The sequence below is a fragment of the Modicisalibacter luteus DSM 23508 genome (assembly GCF_000378505.1).
Taxonomy (GTDB): domain Bacteria; phylum Pseudomonadota; class Gammaproteobacteria; order Pseudomonadales; family Halomonadaceae; genus Modicisalibacter; species Modicisalibacter luteus.
The window spans coordinates 1-17,281 of sequence record NZ_KB900014.1; the positions used below are offsets into that span (position 1 = coordinate 1).

Below are 17,281 nucleotides of genomic sequence, written 5' to 3' on the forward strand. Positions count from 1 at the left end.
GTTCCGCGATGAGTTGACCAACCTGTTTCCCGATGATGCCCGGGCCCGGCGGCTCCACGACAACAGCATGATGTTCAGCGACTTCCTGGTGAACCGGGCCGAGAACTACCAGCCGCCCAGGCTCGAGCGCAAGGCGCTGGTGCATGGTCATTGTCATCACAAGGCCATTATGCATCTCGATGCGGAGCAGGCGCTGATGCAGAAGATGGGGCTGGATTACGAAATCCTCGATTCCGGATGCTGCGGCATGTCCGGCTCGTTCGGCTTCGAGAAAGAGAAATATGATGTGTCGATTGGCGCCGGCGAGCGGGTGCTGCTGCCAAAGGTGCGCGGCGCAGCTGAGGACACCTTGATTATCACCAATGGTTTCAGCTGCCGTGAGCAAATCGCCGAGACCACGAACCGGCAAGCGTTGCATATCGCCGAAGTGCTGCACATGGCTATGGACACTTCGCGGGGCGTGCTCCGAGATGGGCCACCGGAACGGGATATCGTCCAGCGTCGCGCCCGGGTACAACGTCAGGCTAACCGGCGGGCCGCAGCGATGGCCGGTGCCGTAATCACCGGTGGCGTGCTGTTATGGGGGGCTAGCCGGAGGCGTCAGCAGAAGCGAGGTTGAGCCAAGCTTCACGAAAATGGAGAGGGGTAACGACATGGATAAACGTCAGGAAGTCGTAGTCATCACCGGCGCCGGGGCGGGCCTGGGCCGTGCGGTGGCTCGTGAATTCGCCCGACATGGCGCGTCTCTGGGGCTGATCTCGCGCAATCAACGCCGCCTCGAGGCCGTTAAGAGCGAAGTCGAGGCGTTAGGCGGAATGGCCGTGACGGTCAGTGCGGACATGGCCGATGCCGATCAGGTCGAGCAGGCGGCCGACGCCATCGAACAGCAACTCGGCCCTATCGATATCTGGGTCAATGGAGCGATGACGACGGTATTCTCGCCACTGCACGAGATGAGTCCGGACGAGTTCAAACGGGTCAACGAGGTCACCTATATGGGCTATGTTCACGGAACCATGTCGGCACTCAAGCGCATGCGTCCTCGGAATCACGGCACTATCGTGCAGATTGGCTCGGCGCTGGCATATCGGCCGATTCCGCTGCAAACCGCCTATTGTGGCGCCAAGCATGCCATCAAGGGCATGACCGAAGGACTGCGTTGCGAGTTGATGAATGAAGGTAGTGACGTACATGTGACTCTCGTTGAAATGCCCGGACTCAACACTCCGCAGTTCGATTGGTGCAAGAGCCATCTACCCCAGCGTGCACGCCCTATGGCCCCCGTGTATCAACCCGAAGTGGGAGCGCGTGCCGTTTACTGGGCCGCGCATCAGCGTCGGCGTCAGGTGTATGTCGGCATGTCATCGGTATTAACCATCTGGGGCAATAAGCTGGCACCCGGGCTGATGGATCGCTTTCTGGCCAAGACGGCGGTCAGTGGACAGCAGACGCCGGAGAGGGAAGACCCCGATCGCTCCGATAACCTGTGGCAGACGGTAAAAGGCGACTCGGGTGCGCGCGGTCGCTTCAATAGCGAGTCCCATGACGATAGCTGTCAGCTTTGGATGACCACCCACCGCGCCAAGGTGGGAATGATAGCCGGGGCAGCGATACTTGCCGGGGTGGCGCTTTGCGCAACACTGCAGCGTAGTCGACAACGCTCGCAACGTCATGACGATCCCTTGGCGCTGTCGCGCCATTGAAGGGTCGTCCAGGAAAAATGCCGTGCACGATACGCAGGGTGCCCCTGGTGGGGCATTGCCGAAGATCCCTTCCCCTTATGCGCCAGTGTCTTCGAATCCAGCGTACCGATCGTCGTGCAGCACTCACGGCTCGACTCGCGCCAGTGTGAACTGGCATTGTTGAGCACGGTAGCGTTTCCCGCGAGCCGAGGGGTAACGTTGTTTGGCTCGAAAGGGGGCGCTACCGAGAATGGTGGACAGAGAACTGGCTGTAATGATTGTTGAATGCCTAAAGCTTCATGAAGCCTGTAAGCAAGGAATAGGCGAAAGGACTCCTGAATGAGCGTCGAATTACTGGAAGTGCGTGAACACATGGGGCGTTTTGCACCCTTTGATACCCTCTCGGACGAACTTCTCGACGACGTGGCCAGCCATATCGAAATTGCCTATTTCAAGGCAGGTTCCGATATCCATCACTACGGGCAGACGATCAACGAGCTGTGTTATATCCGCCAAGGGGCAGTGGATGTGTATCGGCGCAGCGGTGAACTCTACAATCGGCTGGGCGAGGGCGATATCTTCGGCCAATTCAGCCTGCTGAGGCATCACCCGGTGCGGTTTCCGTCGAAGGCTATCGAGGATACGCTGCTTTACTACATACCCGCCGACGTGTTTCGGCGCTTATGTGAGCAGGACGATAACTTCGCCGACTTCGTCGAACTGGAGCGCCCGAGACTGGAAGCCACAGTCGAGCAATATCGTCAGAACAACGACATGTTGATCACTCGGGTGCGCAAGCTCCTTACCCGCCGTCCCGTGATGATCGAAGCCTCGGCTTCTGTGCAGGAGGCTGCCCGCCGCATGTGCGAGGAGAACGTCACATCGGCGCTGGTATACGAGGCGTCCCCGAATGCCGACGATGACGATGCGCGGCACTCCTTCATCGATAACAATGGCCAATCCTGGACGCTGATAGGCATTCTGACCGATGTCGATTTCCGCAACCGGGTATTGGCTCCCGGTCTGTCTGCAGATCTGCCCGTCGTCGAGATCGTGAGCAGGCCGCCACGCACTATCCAGTCCGACGAGTCGATTCATGAAGCCATGCTGTGCATGCTTCGCAACAACATTCATCATTTGCCGGTGCTGCATCGCCGTTATCCAGTAGGCGTGTTGCACCTGTCGGATATCGTGCGCTACGAGACGAACAGCAGCTTGTACCTGGTCAACAACATCTTCAGCCAGACGAGCATCAAAGGGCTGGCTCAACTGAGCTCGGACGTGCGCGCTGCCTTTGTACGCATGGTGGCCGATGGCGCCGATTCGCGAATGATCGGCAGTGCATTATCCTCCATCGGCCGCAGTTTTACGCGGCGGTTGGTGGAACTCGCCGAGGAAGCGCTAGGCCCGCCCCCCGTGCCTTACTGCTTCATGGCACTCGGTTCCATGGCGCGGAATGAACAGGCCATTGTCAGCGATCAGGATAACGCCCTGGTATTGGATAACCGCTTCGATGCCGAGCGGCATGATGAATATTTCGCTGCGCTGGCGCAGCAGGTCAGTGATGGGTTGGCCGCCTGTGGCTACAGTTATTGCAAAGGCAACATCATGGCGACCAATCCGCGCTGGCGACAGCCGCTTGCCGTGTGGAAGCGCTATTTCGACGACTGGATAGCCCGGCCCGACCCCCAGGCTTTGCTCGATAGTTCGATCTTCTTCGATCTGGATGCCGTGCATGGCGAAGAGACATTTGTCGAGCAGTTACAGGATCTCGTGGCGGAGCAGGCCTCACAGAGTCCTAAATTCCTGGCGGCCATGGCCCGTAATGCGCTAAATCGCAAGCCACCTCTGGGGTTCTTTCGCGGCTTTGTGATGGAGAACACGGGCGAACACAAGAATTCGATCAACCTCAAGCGACGAGGAATCGCACCGATGGTCGACTTGATCCGGGTGCATGCCCTGGCGTGTGGATCTCGTGCCCAAAACTCCTTTGCGCGTCTCGATGACATCGCCCAGACCCAGCTGTTACCGGAGGGAAGCGGGGACCGGATACGCTACGCCCTGGAGTTCATTTCCATGGTGCGCATTCGTCACCAGGCACTGGATATCGAGGAAGAACGAGAGCCGGACAACAATATCGAGCCGGAAAACGTCTCTTCCGAAGAACGTCACAATCTCAAGGAAGCTTTTCTTGTGCTGAGCAATGCGCAGAAATTCCTGGGGTTTCGCTACCCCATGCCCCGGTCACGCTAGTTCATATGCTGTCGTTTCGTCTGGATAACTCGCAACAGTACAGCTGGCAGGAATACTTGGCCGAGCGCGCCGCCCGGGCACGTGACCCGCGCCTGAAGCGTTATTTCTCGGCCGGTTGCCCGGCACCGGACACGCCCATTTGCAATACGCCCATGCTGGCGCTGGATATGGAAACCACCGGGCTGGATTCAAGCCGGCATGCCATTGTCAGTATTGGGCTGGTGCCATTCACTCTACAGCGGATCATGCCTGGGGCTGGCCGCTACTGGGTAGTGAAGCCGCCCCGGCCACTGACCGAGAGCTCGATTCCTTACCACCACATTACCCACTCGGAGGTCGAGCAGGCACCTGATCTGAGCGACATCGCCGATGAGTTGTTAGGGATGATGGCAGGCAGGCTGGTCGTGGCCCATTATCATCGCCTGGAGCGGGCATTTCTCGATTCGGCCTTCGAGGCCAGGATGGGAGAGGGTATACGTTTCCCGATGCTCGATACCATGGTGCTAGAGGCGAACCGCTACCGCCATTCTTGGCGAGCCAAGCTGACGTCCTGGCTGGGCAAGAGTCCGGCTTCGATTCGCCTGCAGGACAGTCGCGACCGTTATGGCCTGCCGGCGTACACCTCGCATCATGCGTTGACCGATGCGTTGGCCACGGCGGAATTGCTGCAGGCGCAGATTGCCCACCACCATACGCCACACACTCCCATCGAAACGCTGTGGGTGTGACAGGCAGAGTTAGGTTTTCACCATCGCAAACGAAAACGAAGAAGGCGGCCCGCAGGCCGCCTCAGGTTCATGGTATGGGTAATTGCTGTTAGTGTGAGCGAGGTTCGCTCATGAGCCCCTTGACGATGGCATAACAGCCCACCAACAGTACCAGGGTGAAGGGAAGCCCAGTGGATATGACCGCGGCCTGAAGGGCCGTCAGCCCACCCCCCAACAGCAGGGCTATGGCGATGGCACCTTCAATGAGTGCCCAGAATACCCGCTGCGGCTTGGGTGCATCGACCTTGCCACCGGCAGTGATGGCATCGATGACCAGCGAGCCGGAGTCCGAGGACGTGATGAAGAACACCATGACCAGCACGATCCCCACAAAGGACGTGATTGCCGTCCAAGGCAGCTGGCCCAGCATCACGAACAGCTGTAGCTCGAGTGCAGCGTCCTTGACCCCTTCGAAGCCATTGGCTGCCAACTGGTTGATAGCCGTGCCGCCAAAGGAGGTCATCCAGAGTACCGAGACGATCGAAGGTACCAGTAGTACGGCGATCAAGAACTCACGCACCGTACGACCGCGGCTGACCCGAGCGATGAACATGCCAACGAACGGTGACCAGCTGATCCACCATGCCCAGTAGAACGTAGTCCAACCCTCACTGAAGTTGGCATCCTCGCGCCCGAAGGGGTTCGAAAGTGCCGGCAAGTGAGTGACGTAAGACCACAGATACTCGAAAAACCCGGTGGCGATCATCAGCGTCGGGCCTACCGCAATCACGAACAGCAGCAGCAAGAAGGCCAGAACCATGTTGAGCTGCGATAGCCGCTGCACGCCCTTATCGACGCCCGCCATGACCGATAACAAGGCAACCAGGGTGATGCCGAGTATCAGGAGTACAATGGTGACGTTATTGTTGGGAACGTCGAAAAGGAAATTCAGGCCGGCGGCAGCTTGCGAGGCCCCAAGTCCTAGCGATGTCGCCAGGCCGAATAGGGTAGCGAACACCGCCAGAATGTCGATGACATGACCCGGCCAGCCCCAAATGCGCTCTCCCAGTATGGGATAGAAGATCGAGCGCATGGTTAGCGGCAACCCTTTATTGAACGAGAAGATGGCCAGAGCCAGGGCGACCACGGCGTAGATAGCCCAAGGGTGCAGGGCCCAGTGGAATATGGTCGCGGCCATTGCCAGCGAGATGGCGTTTTCCTCATTGCCGAGTGCAGCGCCCAGGGGAGCCCAGTCCGTACGAAGCCCGTTTTCACCCGTCGTGGTCCCGCCGATCGCAGTACCATAGTGAGTCAGCGGTTCGGAGACGCCATAGAACATCAGACCAATGCCCATGCCGGCGGCGAACAACATGGCAAACCACCCGGCATAACTGAAGTCCGGCTTGGCCTTCGCCCCACCGATGCGCACTTTTCCCAGCGGCGTAAAGATCAAGACGATGGTGAGAATCACGAAAACATTGGCTGCCAAAAGGAAGAACCAGGCGAGATTGCCTGTCAGCCAGCTTTTCGCCCCGTTGAAGATCGGGTCGACCTGGTCTTGCAGCGCCAAAGTGATGATCGTGAAGAACAGGATCATCAGCGCGGATATCGTGAAGACTTTGCCGTGCAGGTCGAAATCCAGACCGAACTTCCTGCTCGAGACATTATCCTGACCGATTACGTAATCCGTATCGATCAGGTTGGCTGGACCTTCAGGTGCGGGAATGCCTTCATTGGTGCCTTCCTGGGGTGGATCATGGTCTTGCGAAGAGTGATTTGCCACGTGGATATCTCCCTGTGGGCCGTGAATTTAACGATCTCCAGACAAAAGATGTCGATGTGGGACGGATGGACGCCCAATATCATAGCTATCTTGCCGGTACATCGTATTCGTGTACCGCGACGCGCTAAGTGTAGGCGATAAACCCGCATGGGTTCGATAGGCATGTTTCGTTCGTATTGCACTAGCGCTCATTACCGAGACCTAGTGCACTTCTTCCATTTCGTGCTGAAGGCGTCGGCTGACATCACCCGGCGACCCGGTGTGACGGGCCAACAAGTCATAGGCTACCGGAACCACAATCAAGGTGAACAGCGTCGCCGCGGCGACACCGCAAAGGATGACCAAGCCGATGACGGCACGGGTTTCGGCCCCGGCTCCGGTCGATACGATCAGAGGGACGGCGCCGGCCATGGTAGTCACCGCTGTCATCAGGATCGGCCGCAATCGGGTTACCGAGGCTTCCACTAGCGCATCGTGGAAAGCCCGACCCTGATCCCGCAACTGGTTGACAAACTCGACGATAAGTATCCCATTCTTGGCAGCTAGCCCAACCAGCATGACCAGGCCCACCTGGCTATAGATATTCAGCGATTGTCCCGTCAGCCAGAGGCCGAACAGGGCGCCGCACATGGCCAGCGGTACCGTCAGCAAGATGACGAAGGGATGAATGAAACTCTCGAACTGAGCAGCCAATACCAGAAACACGACCACCACCCCCAGGATCAGCAGGAAGGTCGTCGCACCGCTGGCCTCTCGGTAGTCTCGCGACGCACCTTTGACGTCTGTCTGGGCCTCGGCAGGCAGAATCTCGTCGGCGGTGCGCTCCAGGTAGTCCAGCGCCTCACCCAGCGGATAGCCGTCTGCCAAGTCGGCTTCGAGCGTGATGGCGCGTACGCGGTTGAAACGATTGAGTTCGCTGGCGCCGGCATAATCACTGAGCGTGACCAGGCTGGCCAAGGGAATCAGTTCACCGCTGCGTGCCGAGCGCACCTGGATGTTTTCGAGCGATCGTGGGCTGCGTTGATCTGATCGCTTGCCTTCGACGATGACGTCATACTCTTCGCCGTCGTCGACGAAGCGTGTGACGTTGCGCCCTCCCAGCAGGGTTTCGAGTGTCCGGCCGATCTCGGTGACGGTCACTCCCAGGCTGGCGGCACGATCATAATTGATCTCAATGCGTAGCTGCGGTTGGGTCTCCTGGTAGTCACTGTCGAGGTCGGTCAGGCGCGGATTGTGCTCACGAATATGCTCGAGCATGGTATCTCGCCATGCGGCCAGCTCTTCGTAGGTGCCTCCTCCCAGCACGAACTGCACCGGCTTTTCTACGTTGCCGCCGAAGCCTTGGCGCATGATCGGGATGGTGCGAACGCCGGGGAGACCGGCCAGCCGCTCGCGCACCTCGTCCATGATCGGCCAGGCAGCACGGCGCTCACTCCAGTCGGTCAGGTTGACGATGGCGAAACCGCTATTGAACGTTTCCAGATTGCCGTAGCCCCGCGGAGCGCGGATCAGGATTCGATCGACTTCACCGGACTCGCGCATTGGCAGCAGGCGCGCCTCGATCTCATCCATGTACTCCTGCATATAGTCGAACGTGGCCCCTTCCGGGCCGTTGACCAAGATGAAGAAATTGCCACGATCCTCGCGCGGCGTGTATTCGTTGGGGAGTTGGTCAGCGAGCCAGACACTGGCACCGACCAGGACGGCGAACATGGCTACGATGACTAGACGTAGCTTGAGTACGCGGAGCAGGAGCGCACGATAGTAGCGCTGGCTGAACTCGAGCAGGGTATTGATCGTTTGTGCCAACCGGCTCTCCTGCATGCGCCGGGACAGCAACTTGGATGCCAGCATGGGGGCGAGCGTCAACGCAATCAGGCTGGAAAACGCCACGGCGGCAGCCAGGGTCAGGGCAAATTCAGAAAACAGCCGACCGATATCGCCCTGCAGGAAACTCAGCGGCACGAATACCGCAATCAGCACCAGTGTGGTGGCGATGACCGCAAAGCCGATCTGGCGCGTGCCACGGTAGGCGGCGACTAGGGGCGACTCACCATGGACATGCATGCGGCGATGAATATTCTCGAGCACCACGATGGCATCGTCGACGATCAAGCCGATGGCCAGCACCAGGGCCAGCAATGTCAATAGATTGAGCGTGAAGCCGAATACTGCTAGGGCAATAAAGGTGGCGATGATCGAAATCGGGACGGTAACGGCGGGCACGAGCGTAGTACGCAGGTTGCCGAGAAACAGGAATATCACCACGACCACCAAACCCATGGCCACGAACAGCGTGGTTATGACTTCGTGGACGGCCCCGGCGACGAATACCGACGAATCGAAGTGCAGGGTCAGTGACATGCCTTCAGGGAGAGTGGGCTGTACGCGTTCCAGTTCGGCTTTTACGGCCTGGGATATCTCCAGCACGTTGGCGGTGGATTGACGCATCATTCCCAGCCCGACCATGGGGGTTCCATTGCCGCGAAACAGAGTGCGCGTCTCGACGGCACCGATCTCGACGTCAGCGACGTCAGCGAGCCGTACCAGATAACCGTCGTTGCCCTCAGTTATGACCAAGGCACGAAAATCTTCCGGTGTGGCGAAGTTACGGGGCAAGCGGGCCACGAACTGACGCTTTTCGGATTCGATGGCACCGGCGGGCAGCTCCACGTTTTCGGCACGCAGGGCATCCTCGATGTCGCCTACGGTCAAGTTGCGTGCCGCTAGCGCATTGCGGTCCAGCCAGACGCGCATGGCGTATTCCTGATCGCCACCTACCCGTACCCGGGCGACACCGGGCTGTACCGAAAAGCGGTCGACCAGGTAGCGGTTGGCGTAATCGGTGAGCTCGGGGATCGTATAGCTCTTGCCCGACAGGCTGAGCCACAGCACCACGTCCTCGCTGCTGTCTGCCTTCTCGATCTCAGGCGGGTCCGCCTCATCGGGCAGGTTATCCGCCGATCCGGAAATTCGGTCGCGGATATCATTGGCGGCTGCTTCGATATCGCGCGATAACGCGAACTCGACGTTGATGCTCGAGCGGCCGTCCTCGCTGGAGGACTCGATCACCTGGATCCCTTCGACGCCGGCGATGCTGTCCTCGATCAGTTGGGTGACCCGGGTCTCCACCACGCTGGCCGAGGCACCGGGATAGTTCGTATCGATACTGACGATGGGCGGATCGATGGCTGGGTATTCCTGGAGTGGAAGGCGATCCAGGGCCAGCAGGCCGAACGCGATCAACAGCAGCGAAAAGACGGTAGCGAGGACCGGGCGCTGGATGGAGATATCGGACAGGCGCATCAGGCACCTTCCCTTGGCGGCGTGTCACGGCTGCGGCGGAGCAGTTCGGAGATGTCGATACTGCCATCGTCGATCCCCAAAATACTGACACGCTCACCCTCCCGCACCTGCTGTACCCCATGACTCACTACCAAGTCGCCCGGGACAAGCCCCTCAGTGATTTCCACGACCCCGGCTCGTCGCTCCCCCAGCGTTACCTGGCGACGCTGTACGAGATTTCCGTTTGCTTCATCGATTGTCAGTACGTACTGATGGTTACCGCTGGCAATAAGGGTTTCCTCAGGTAACACCAATGCTTGACGATGCTCACGCTCGAGCGTGACTTCCATGAGCATGCCGGGGCGCAGACGCAACTCCGGGTTGGGTAGACTGGCTCGTACCGCGATCGTGCGGGTGACTGGGTCGACGCGAGTGCCGAGGCTGGTGACCTGGCCCTCGAACCTCGCCTCGGGATAGCTGGCGGTCGTCGCTATCAAGGGCAACCCTTGGCGAAGTGCGGACAAGTAAACGGCAGGTACGCTGAAATCGAGCTTCATCGTGTCCAGCTTGTCGAGCGTCACCAGATCCATACCCGGCGTGACCAAAGCGCCTGGGCTGATGTCGCGGAAACCGACCACGCCGTCGAAGGGAGCCCTGATATGATAATCGGCCAGTTGGGCGCGAATGGCCTCGATCTCGGCGTCGATCTGTTGCAAGCGGGCCCGGTTATCCTCGACATCGGCGCGCGGCGCAAGATTGCGGGATTCCAATTGGGTCGAACGTTGTAGCACGTTGTTGCGCTCGGCACGTGTCGCCTGGGCTGCCCGTAACTCCGCCTGGACTTCACTATCGTCGAGACGAATGAGCAATTTGCCTGACTCGACACGCTCGTTATCACTAAAATTTACCGCCGAGACGATTTCCGTAACAGTCGCAGACAATGTCACGCTCTCGTCAGCACGCAGCGTGCCCAGCGCCTCCAGCGGGGTGCTCCAGGCACGCTGATCGGCGCGAGCGGCGATGATTGGCGTTGGCTCGGCAGCCTGGCTTGGCTGTACAAGCAGGCAGGACAGCGTTAACAGTCCCATGGTGACCGACAGGCGTCGTGCAGCAGCGTACAGTCGTGTGTGCATGGCGTTTCTGACCTGGAGAGCGTAAGCAGATTACCGATTATCGGCCCGACAGATATCTGATGGTACAGGCAGCATGCGAAAGGAAATGGAACGAGGATAATACTTGCGAAAAATTTCCTTACTTGGGCGTGTTAGGATGCCGCCCGAATAACGTACCTGGAGTGATCCACAATGCCCCTCAACCCTGATGTCGTCGTGATCGGTGCTGGCGCCGCCGGGCTGATGTGCGCGCTGACGGCCGGTTATGCCGGACGGCGTGTACTGGTGCTCGACCATGCCAAAAAGCCCGGCAGAAAAATCCTCATGTCCGGCGGGGGGCGTTGCAACTTCACCAATATGAATACCGGGCCGGGAAATTTCTTTTCCAACAACCCTCATTTCTGTATTTCTGCGCTCAAGCGCTATCGCCCAGAGCACTTCCTCGAATTGGTCGAACGCCATGGGATCGAACCGGTAGAGAAGGCCCCCGGACAATTGTTCTGTGCCGACTCGTCACGCCCGATTCTCGACATGCTGCTTACCGAATGCGATTGGGCGGGCGTCGAGATTCGACTGGATACACGAATCGAGCGTATCGAACGACAGGGCGAGGGCATGCGCCTGTCCACCTCAGCCGGACGAATCGATGCCGGTATCGTGGTGGTGGCCACAGGCGGGTTATCTATCCCGACCATGGGAGCCACCGGCTTCGGTTATGAGATAGCCCGTCAGTTCGGCCTACAGGTGACCGAGACCCGAGCGGCCCTGGTACCGTTCACCCTGACCTCCCTGTGGAAGGAGCGTGCCTCGGCGCTCTCCGGCGTTGCCTGCCAGGTCGAGGTAACCTGCAACGCAGGGCACTATCGCGAGCCGATGCTATTTACCCACCGAGGGCTGTCTGGGCCGGCGATGCTACAGACCTCCAGCCACTGGCAGCCTGGCGATGAGCTTATCGTCGATCTGCTTCCCGGCACCGATGCCTATGATTCGTTGGTACAAGCTCGCCACGAAACACCCAGGCGCCAACTCTCCACTTGGCTGGCGGAACGGCTGCCCAAGCGTCTGGCTCAAGCATTGGTGGAGTGGCATGGTAGTGAGGGTATTCTGGCCGAGCAGTCCAACAGGGAACTTGAGGCGTGGAGTGAGCGCCTCGGTCAATGGCGCATTAAACCAGCGGGTACCGAAGGCTGGCGTACCGCCGAGGTGACCCTGGGCGGTATTGATACGTCGGCCATTTCCTCGAAAACCTTTGAGGTCAAGGGATTACCGCAGCTTCGCTTCATTGGGGAGGTGCTCGACGTCACAGGGGAGCTGGGTGGCCATAACTTCCAGTGGGCCTGGTCGTCGGGGGTGGCTTGCGGCCAGTCGCTATAATTCCAATAGCATAAATGCTTATTATATAAGTGGTATATTCAAGGTCGTTTTTAAAAATCTCGTAATATTTAGTTGTTGTTTAGGTTGATGGTGAGGTAAAGGCCAGGCGGTAAGAGAGTTTGGATTCTAATGTTGCGAAACTATTGCAGTTGTATGAGCGCAATTAGTTATTCATGCCATGCATGAATGAGCCGGTAGTGGGGGTTAAATAGCAATCTGTCCGGGCCAAGTGGGTTACGGGTTGGGGCAATGAAGAGTCTTTGTGAATTGTTTCCAAGCGATTGCCATTTATTTCCTAGTTGGTTTGTTTTGTCACGAAACTTCTTATTCGTAACAATTAATTTTTTGAGATCTCCGACTCGGCTGCCTATGTTGGGTAGAGCTGCGCCAATCGGCGTAGTGTTAAATTAAGGAGATAGCGATGTTTTACCATGCGAAGGAGCTGCAGTTTAACGCGCGCGTTTCGAAACCCGACCCAAAGTTCGCCAGTCTTCTGTTGGAGCAATTCGGGGGCGTAAACGGGGAACTGAAAGCCGCTATGCAGTACTTCACGCAAGCTTTTGCCGCCCGGCAACCCTATCCAGACAAATATGACATGTTGATGGATATTGCAACGGAGGAGTTTAGTCATCTAGAGATCGTTGGTGCCACGATCCAAATGCTGATGAACGGAGTCAACGGCGAACTGAAGGATATCTCCGAGCAGTCGGAAATCATGCAGATGGTTACCGGCAAGGCAGGCAAGGAGGGGTTGATCCATGATGCCATGACCAACCCGCTGTTCTTGGGTGTCAGCGGCGGGAGTCCATCCGTTACCAATAGCCAAGGCGTGCCATGGAGCGGTTACTATGTAGATGCCAACGGGGAGCTGACGGTCGATCTGCGCTCGGACATCGCCGCGGAGTCCCGCGCCAAGATTACCTACGAATACTTGATGCAGTTCACTGACGATCCCGATGTAAAAGAGACGCTCAAGTTTTTGATGACTCGTGAAGTGGCTCACCATCAGATGTTCGAGGCGGCACTTGCCACCCTTGAGCCCAATTTTCCACCGGGTGTGGTCCAGGGCGATCCGCGCTATACCAATCTTTACTTCAACATGTCCCAAGGCGAAGACGCACGTGGCCCTTGGAACGAAGGTGTCAGCCCGCTGCTAGGCGAGCCTTGGCAGTATATCGATGACCCTAGGCAAGTCGTGAGGGAAACCAACGGGCTTCGCGATCAGCAGCCTCAAGACACGGCCATGAGCAAGGATGAAGCAGAAAAGAAGAGCAAGGAAATCAGCAGTATGCGAAGCAAGGAAGTAAAGAACGCCGTACCCAAGGGTAGCAACCAGTGGAGTAAGTACGACTAAGCGGTGTGTATTGCGGGTAGGCCTCAGGCTGTGGCTTTCTGAATTTGTTATCTAGGCCTACCCGAACGATTGCGCTCCAGCCAAACGCAGATGATTGCAAACTTCTACAGGCAAAGCGCGAATCTAGCAGCTTGAGCTTGTCCGCCCCTTTATTGCTGACTACGTTTTCGCCAAGAGCGCGAGTGGTTGGGTCAAGAAGGAGTTGAAACATGGAAGTCACGAGAATAGTCGGGGCATTCTCGTTTTTGCTCGTGTTGACGACATGCATGGTAGGGCCAGTCATGTCGCAGACTGAGACGAACCTCGCCGGGGCCGAACAGACCGGCAAGTATGCCGAGGCGTTCCAGCAGGTCGAGGCAGAAGCCAAGCAGGGCGTGCCAGAAGCCCAGTATAGTCTGGGCAGGATGTATGCCTTTGGACAAGGTGTCGAGAAGGACATGGTGACGGCGGTGAAATGGTACCGAAAGGCGGCCGAGCAGGGTCTGGCCGAGGCCCAATACCGCATGGGCGAGGCATACGGTGCCGGGGATGGGGTGCCGCAAGATTATGTGCATGCCTATCGATGGATGGAAAAGGCGGCTCGAAACGGGGAAGAAAAAGCCCAGGCTGCCATGCAGTCCTACGCGGAATTCATGACTGGTGAGCAGCTCAAGCAGGCGCGTCAGGACCAAGCGAAGAAAGCAAGCTCGGCTACGTCTCAATCCGGGCAGTAGTTTTTACCTATAGTTACATGTTTATTCGAAGGGGCCTGCTACGCTTATTGGCACTCATCATGGATGCCAAGCACGAGCAAGGAGCCCTGACATGCCCCCTCTTGCCCAGCGACTCGACACGCCGGACACCTCGCACACCAAGGAATGGCTTCGCTACTACCAGCGGGTTCGGGCTGCGACCGAGACGATCTGCGCTCCTCTGCACATTGAAGACTACATGGTGCAGAGCATGCCGGACGTCAGCCCCCCGAAATGGCACATTGCCCATGTCAGCTGGTTCTTCGAAGCATTCATCCTCAAGCCGTATCATCCTTCCTACCGAACTCTCGATCCAGCGTACGATTATCTTTTCAATTCTTATTACGAGACCCACGGTACGCCGTTTCCACGCCCTGATCGCGGCATGATTTCACGGCCTACTGTTGATGACGTTTATCGCTACCGTGCGCACATTGATCGGGCCATGGAAGAGTTGCTCATCGACCCTCCGCAGGAATATCTACCGGAGATTCTCCACCGTCTCGAATTGGGATTGCCTCATGAGCAGCAGCATCAGGAACTGTTGTTCATGGACATCAAGCATATCCTCGCCCAGAATCCGCTGTGTCCCGCCTACCGGGACGACCTCTCGCCGCCCCCTGCCCATGAGGTGGGTGAGCTCGGTTGGCATGCCTATCCTGCCGGGGTGCGGCACATCGGCCATGATGAGACCGATAAGTCTTTTGCCTACGACAACGAAATGGGGCGTCATCGCCAATTCGTCGAGGCGTTCCAGATTGCCGACCGCCCGGTGACCAATGGCGAGTTCCTCAGGTTTATGGAGGCGGGGGGATACGACAAGCCCGATTATTGGCTTTCGGATGGCTGGGCCACGGTCAAGGCGGAAGGCTGGAAGGCGCCGCTTTACTGGGTCGAGCGGGACGGGATCTGGCACCACTATACCTTGGGTGGTCTGGTGCCAGTGGATATGAATGCGCCGGTATGTCATGTCAGCTTCTACGAGGCCGATGCCTATGCCCAATGGGCCGGAGCGCGCCTACCTACCGAGGCCGAGTGGGAGACGGTGGCCCGAGATATGCCCATGCAAGGCAACTTCGTCGAGCAGGACCATCTGCAACCGGTCGCGATCGCGCCGGCTACATCCACTGAGATACCGGGACAAATGTTCGGGGATGTCTGGGAGTGGACCGGCAGTGCCTACCGACCCTATCCGGGATTCCGCAAATTGCCGGGAAGCCTGGGTGAGTACAACGGCAAGTTCATGTCCGGCCAGATGGTGTTGCGAGGTGGCTGCTGTGCTACGCCGGCCGACCATATCCGTGCGACCTACCGCAATTTCTTCCCTCCGCATGCGCGTTGGGCGTTCTCGGGATTTCGTCTGGCACGGGAGGCATGTGCATGACCATGATGCCGAACGCGGCGGCCGTACGCTTTCATGACCAGCATCCGCCCGCTGCCTCGCTGTCGCTCCGGGACGAACTGCTGCAAGGCTTGCGAGCGTCACCCAAGACTTCGTCGCCCAAGTTTTTCTACGACTTGCGTGGCTCGGAGCTGTTCGATCGGATCTGCGTGCAGCCCGAGTATTATCCGACACGCACGGAAGAAGCCATTCTTCGTGACGCCGCTGACGATATTGCCCATGTAGTAGGCAAGGATGCCACGTTGATCGAGCTGGGCAGCGGTGCCAGTCGCAAGGTGCGCTTGCTGCTCGAGGCGGTGCGCCCGACCAGCTATCTGGGTATCGATATCTCCCGCGACTTTCTGCTGGACAGTACGCGTCGTCTCGCGGCGGACTATCCGTGGTTGGATGTGCATGCAGCCTGTGCCGACTTTTCCCAATGCATGACGATGCCGGCCGGGATGAAGTGTGAGCACCCTGTCGCCTTTTTTCCGGGCTCGAGCATCGGCAACTTCTCGCCGGACGAGGCGGACACTTTTCTGCGTGGCCTGCACTCCTTGTTGCCGTCAGGGAGCGGGATGCTCATTGGTGTCGACCTGATCAAGGATGAAGCGATCCTCAATGCCGCCTACAACGATGCCGCCGGTGTGACCGCTGCTTTCAACCTCAATCTGCTTGAGCGCATGCGTCATGAGTTCGATGGCGATCTCGACCCTGCGACTTTCTCCCACTATGCCTTCTACAACGATGCGCACTCACGCATCGAGATGCATCTGGTCAGCGATATCAATCAGGATATTAGGGTGGCTGGCGAGGTCTTTCACTTCGAGCAGGGCGAGACCTTGCATACCGAGAATTCTTATAAGTACAGCGTTGAGGGCTTTCAAACACTGGCTGCGGGGGCGGGCTTCGAGTCGCGAGCCCTATGGACCGATCCGGACCGCCTGTTCAGCATTCATTATCTGCAACGGACCGGATAATGGGCAGGGCTTGAACGAACAACGCCGGCACAAGCCGGCGTTGTTTTTTTGGACGTCTTTACAAGGCGGCGTCAGTGTACCAACGCTTCGGTTCCGGGAACTCCGGACAGGAAGGTGTTTAGGCTGAATCCGATGCCTAGACGCTGCACGTCCTGGTCATGATCGATCAGACTCTCTCCATAACCGTCGTAATACTGGACATGACCGCGAACCTTGCCGGCCAGCGGAAAGGTGTAATCAAGTTGGGCGCCGTAATGGTGCTTGTCGGGGTTACCCCTTAACAGTAGCGAAAACTCCTGATCGCCGAAGGCACGAACGACCGTGATATCGCCGTAACCGATATAGTTTTCCAGATCGGGGTTATCGTCGTCTTTATCGCTTTCGGGAATTCGCCAGTGGGGCGCGATGCTAACGGCCCAGTCGCCACGCTGGAACAGGAAATCGGCATATAGCCGGTTCCAACTGCGTGACAACGGTTCGGATTGTCCGTTCGACTGGTGGGCGTATCCAATACGATTTTGTGTATTGGTCCAGCCAAGGAAGGTTAACAGTGCCTTTCAAAACCTACCTTGAAGCTTGTTCAGACAGATCAGCGAGCATCCCAGCAGCGTGAAGGCATAATGAATATCGACACGGCGC

At 58.0% G+C, this 17,281-nt stretch carries 13 protein-coding genes and 1 pseudogene; 10 read left to right on the plus strand and 4 right to left on the minus strand.

Annotated features, from left to right (window positions below; translation table 11 throughout):
* The 5 genes and pseudogenes from F568_RS25320 to F568_RS0121090 form a co-directional block, all read left to right on the plus strand.
* A pseudogene (locus F568_RS25320) lies at nt 1-619 on the plus strand (hypothetical protein); the annotation flags it as partial.
* A 34-nt stretch (nt 620-653) separates the two neighbouring features.
* Nucleotides 654-1,703 (plus strand): SDR family oxidoreductase, encoded by a 1,050-nt coding sequence (locus F568_RS23565; protein WP_019020738.1) that lies wholly within the window; start codon nt 654-656, stop codon nt 1,701-1,703.
* Between the two features lie 54 nt (nt 1,704-1,757).
* Nucleotides 1,758-1,967, plus strand: coding sequence for a sensory rhodopsin transducer (locus F568_RS26455; protein ID WP_371827868.1), 210 nt, complete (start codon nt 1,758-1,760; stop codon nt 1,965-1,967).
* Nucleotides 1,968-2,021: 54 nt separating this feature from the next.
* The gene (locus F568_RS0121085; RefSeq protein ID WP_019020739.1) at nt 2,022-3,935 is read left to right on the plus strand and encodes a DUF294 nucleotidyltransferase-like domain-containing protein; all 1,914 of its coding nucleotides are present in this window, start codon (nt 2,022-2,024) and stop codon (nt 3,933-3,935) included.
* 5 nt (nt 3,936-3,940) lie between these two features.
* Nucleotides 3,941-4,663, plus strand: coding sequence for a 3'-5' exonuclease (locus F568_RS0121090; RefSeq protein ID WP_019020740.1), 723 nt, complete (start codon nt 3,941-3,943; stop codon nt 4,661-4,663).
* A gap of 88 nt (nt 4,664-4,751) precedes the next feature.
* On the opposite strand, the gene F568_RS0121095 is transcribed toward F568_RS0121090, so the two are convergent.
* The 3 genes from F568_RS0121095 to F568_RS0121105 form a co-directional block, all read right to left on the minus strand.
* The gene (locus F568_RS0121095) at nt 4,752-6,425 is read right to left on the minus strand and encodes a BCCT family transporter (RefSeq protein WP_019020741.1); all 1,674 of its coding nucleotides are present in this window, start codon (nt 6,423-6,425) and stop codon (nt 4,752-4,754) included.
* Between the two features lie 201 nt (nt 6,426-6,626).
* A complete protein-coding gene (locus tag F568_RS0121100) occupies nt 6,627-9,731 on the minus strand; it encodes an efflux RND transporter permease subunit (RefSeq protein ID WP_019020742.1) in 3,105 nt (1,034 codons plus the stop codon).
* Nucleotides 9,731-10,843, minus strand: a complete 1,113-nt coding sequence (locus tag F568_RS0121105; protein ID WP_019020743.1) for an efflux RND transporter periplasmic adaptor subunit — start codon at nt 10,841-10,843, stop codon at nt 9,731-9,733. The genes F568_RS0121100 and F568_RS0121105 overlap by 1 nt, the downstream gene beginning before the upstream one ends.
* Before the next feature lie 171 nt (nt 10,844-11,014).
* Between F568_RS0121105 and F568_RS0121110 the strand changes: the two genes are divergently transcribed.
* The 5 genes from F568_RS0121110 (at nt 11,015) to egtD (ending at nt 16,642) form a co-directional block, all read left to right on the plus strand.
* Nucleotides 11,015-12,196 (plus strand): BaiN/RdsA family NAD(P)/FAD-dependent oxidoreductase, encoded by a 1,182-nt coding sequence (locus F568_RS0121110; RefSeq protein ID WP_019020744.1) that lies wholly within the window; start codon nt 11,015-11,017, stop codon nt 12,194-12,196.
* Between the two features lie 421 nt (nt 12,197-12,617).
* On the plus strand, nt 12,618-13,550 hold the full coding sequence (locus F568_RS0121115; RefSeq protein WP_019020745.1) for a manganese catalase family protein: 933 nt from the start codon (nt 12,618-12,620) through the stop codon (nt 13,548-13,550).
* 209 nt (nt 13,551-13,759) lie between these two features.
* Entirely contained in the window at nt 13,760-14,263 is a 504-nt protein-coding gene (locus tag F568_RS23570) for a tetratricopeptide repeat protein (protein WP_019020746.1), read from the plus strand.
* A 91-nt stretch (nt 14,264-14,354) separates the two neighbouring features.
* Complete coding sequence (gene egtB / locus F568_RS0121125; RefSeq protein ID WP_019020747.1) at nt 14,355-15,665, plus strand: ergothioneine biosynthesis protein EgtB; 1,311 nt, start codon at nt 14,355-14,357, stop codon at nt 15,663-15,665.
* Nucleotides 15,662-16,642: an L-histidine N(alpha)-methyltransferase gene (egtD, locus tag F568_RS0121130; protein WP_019020748.1), complete on the plus strand. Its 981-nt coding sequence runs from the start codon at nt 15,662-15,664 to the stop codon at nt 16,640-16,642. Before egtB ends, egtD begins: the two co-directional genes overlap by 4 nt.
* 71 nt (nt 16,643-16,713) lie before the next feature.
* Here the strand turns inward: egtD and F568_RS23575 are convergent, their stop codons facing one another.
* Nucleotides 16,714-17,193, minus strand: a complete 480-nt coding sequence (locus tag F568_RS23575; RefSeq protein ID WP_083933082.1) for a phospholipase A — start codon at nt 17,191-17,193, stop codon at nt 16,714-16,716.
* Nucleotides 17,194-17,281 lie beyond the last annotated feature (88 nt).

Excerpts from the sequence above, each read along its gene's own strand:
- F568_RS23565 (WP_019020738.1), top strand. The coding sequence starts at position 654 with ATGGATAAACGTCAGGAAGTCGTAGTCATCACCGGCGCCGGGGCGGGC.
- F568_RS0121085 (WP_019020739.1), top strand. The coding sequence starts at position 2,022 with ATGAGCGTCGAATTACTGGAAGTGCGTGAACACATGGGGCGTTTTGCA.
- F568_RS0121090 (WP_019020740.1), top strand. The coding sequence starts at position 3,941 with ATGCTGTCGTTTCGTCTGGATAACTCGCAACAGTACAGCTGGCAGGAA.
- F568_RS0121100 (WP_019020742.1), bottom strand. The coding sequence starts at position 9,731 with ATGCGCCTGTCCGATATCTCCATCCAGCGCCCGGTCCTCGCTACCGTC.
- F568_RS0121105 (WP_019020743.1), bottom strand. The coding sequence starts at position 10,843 with ATGCACACACGACTGTACGCTGCTGCACGACGCCTGTCGGTCACCATG.
- F568_RS0121110 (WP_019020744.1), top strand. The coding sequence starts at position 11,015 with ATGCCCCTCAACCCTGATGTCGTCGTGATCGGTGCTGGCGCCGCCGGG.
- F568_RS0121115 (WP_019020745.1), top strand. The coding sequence starts at position 12,618 with ATGTTTTACCATGCGAAGGAGCTGCAGTTTAACGCGCGCGTTTCGAAA.
- F568_RS23570 (WP_019020746.1), top strand. The coding sequence starts at position 13,760 with ATGGAAGTCACGAGAATAGTCGGGGCATTCTCGTTTTTGCTCGTGTTG.
- egtB (WP_019020747.1), top strand. The coding sequence starts at position 14,355 with ATGCCCCCTCTTGCCCAGCGACTCGACACGCCGGACACCTCGCACACC.
- egtD (WP_019020748.1), top strand. The coding sequence starts at position 15,662 with ATGACCATGATGCCGAACGCGGCGGCCGTACGCTTTCATGACCAGCAT.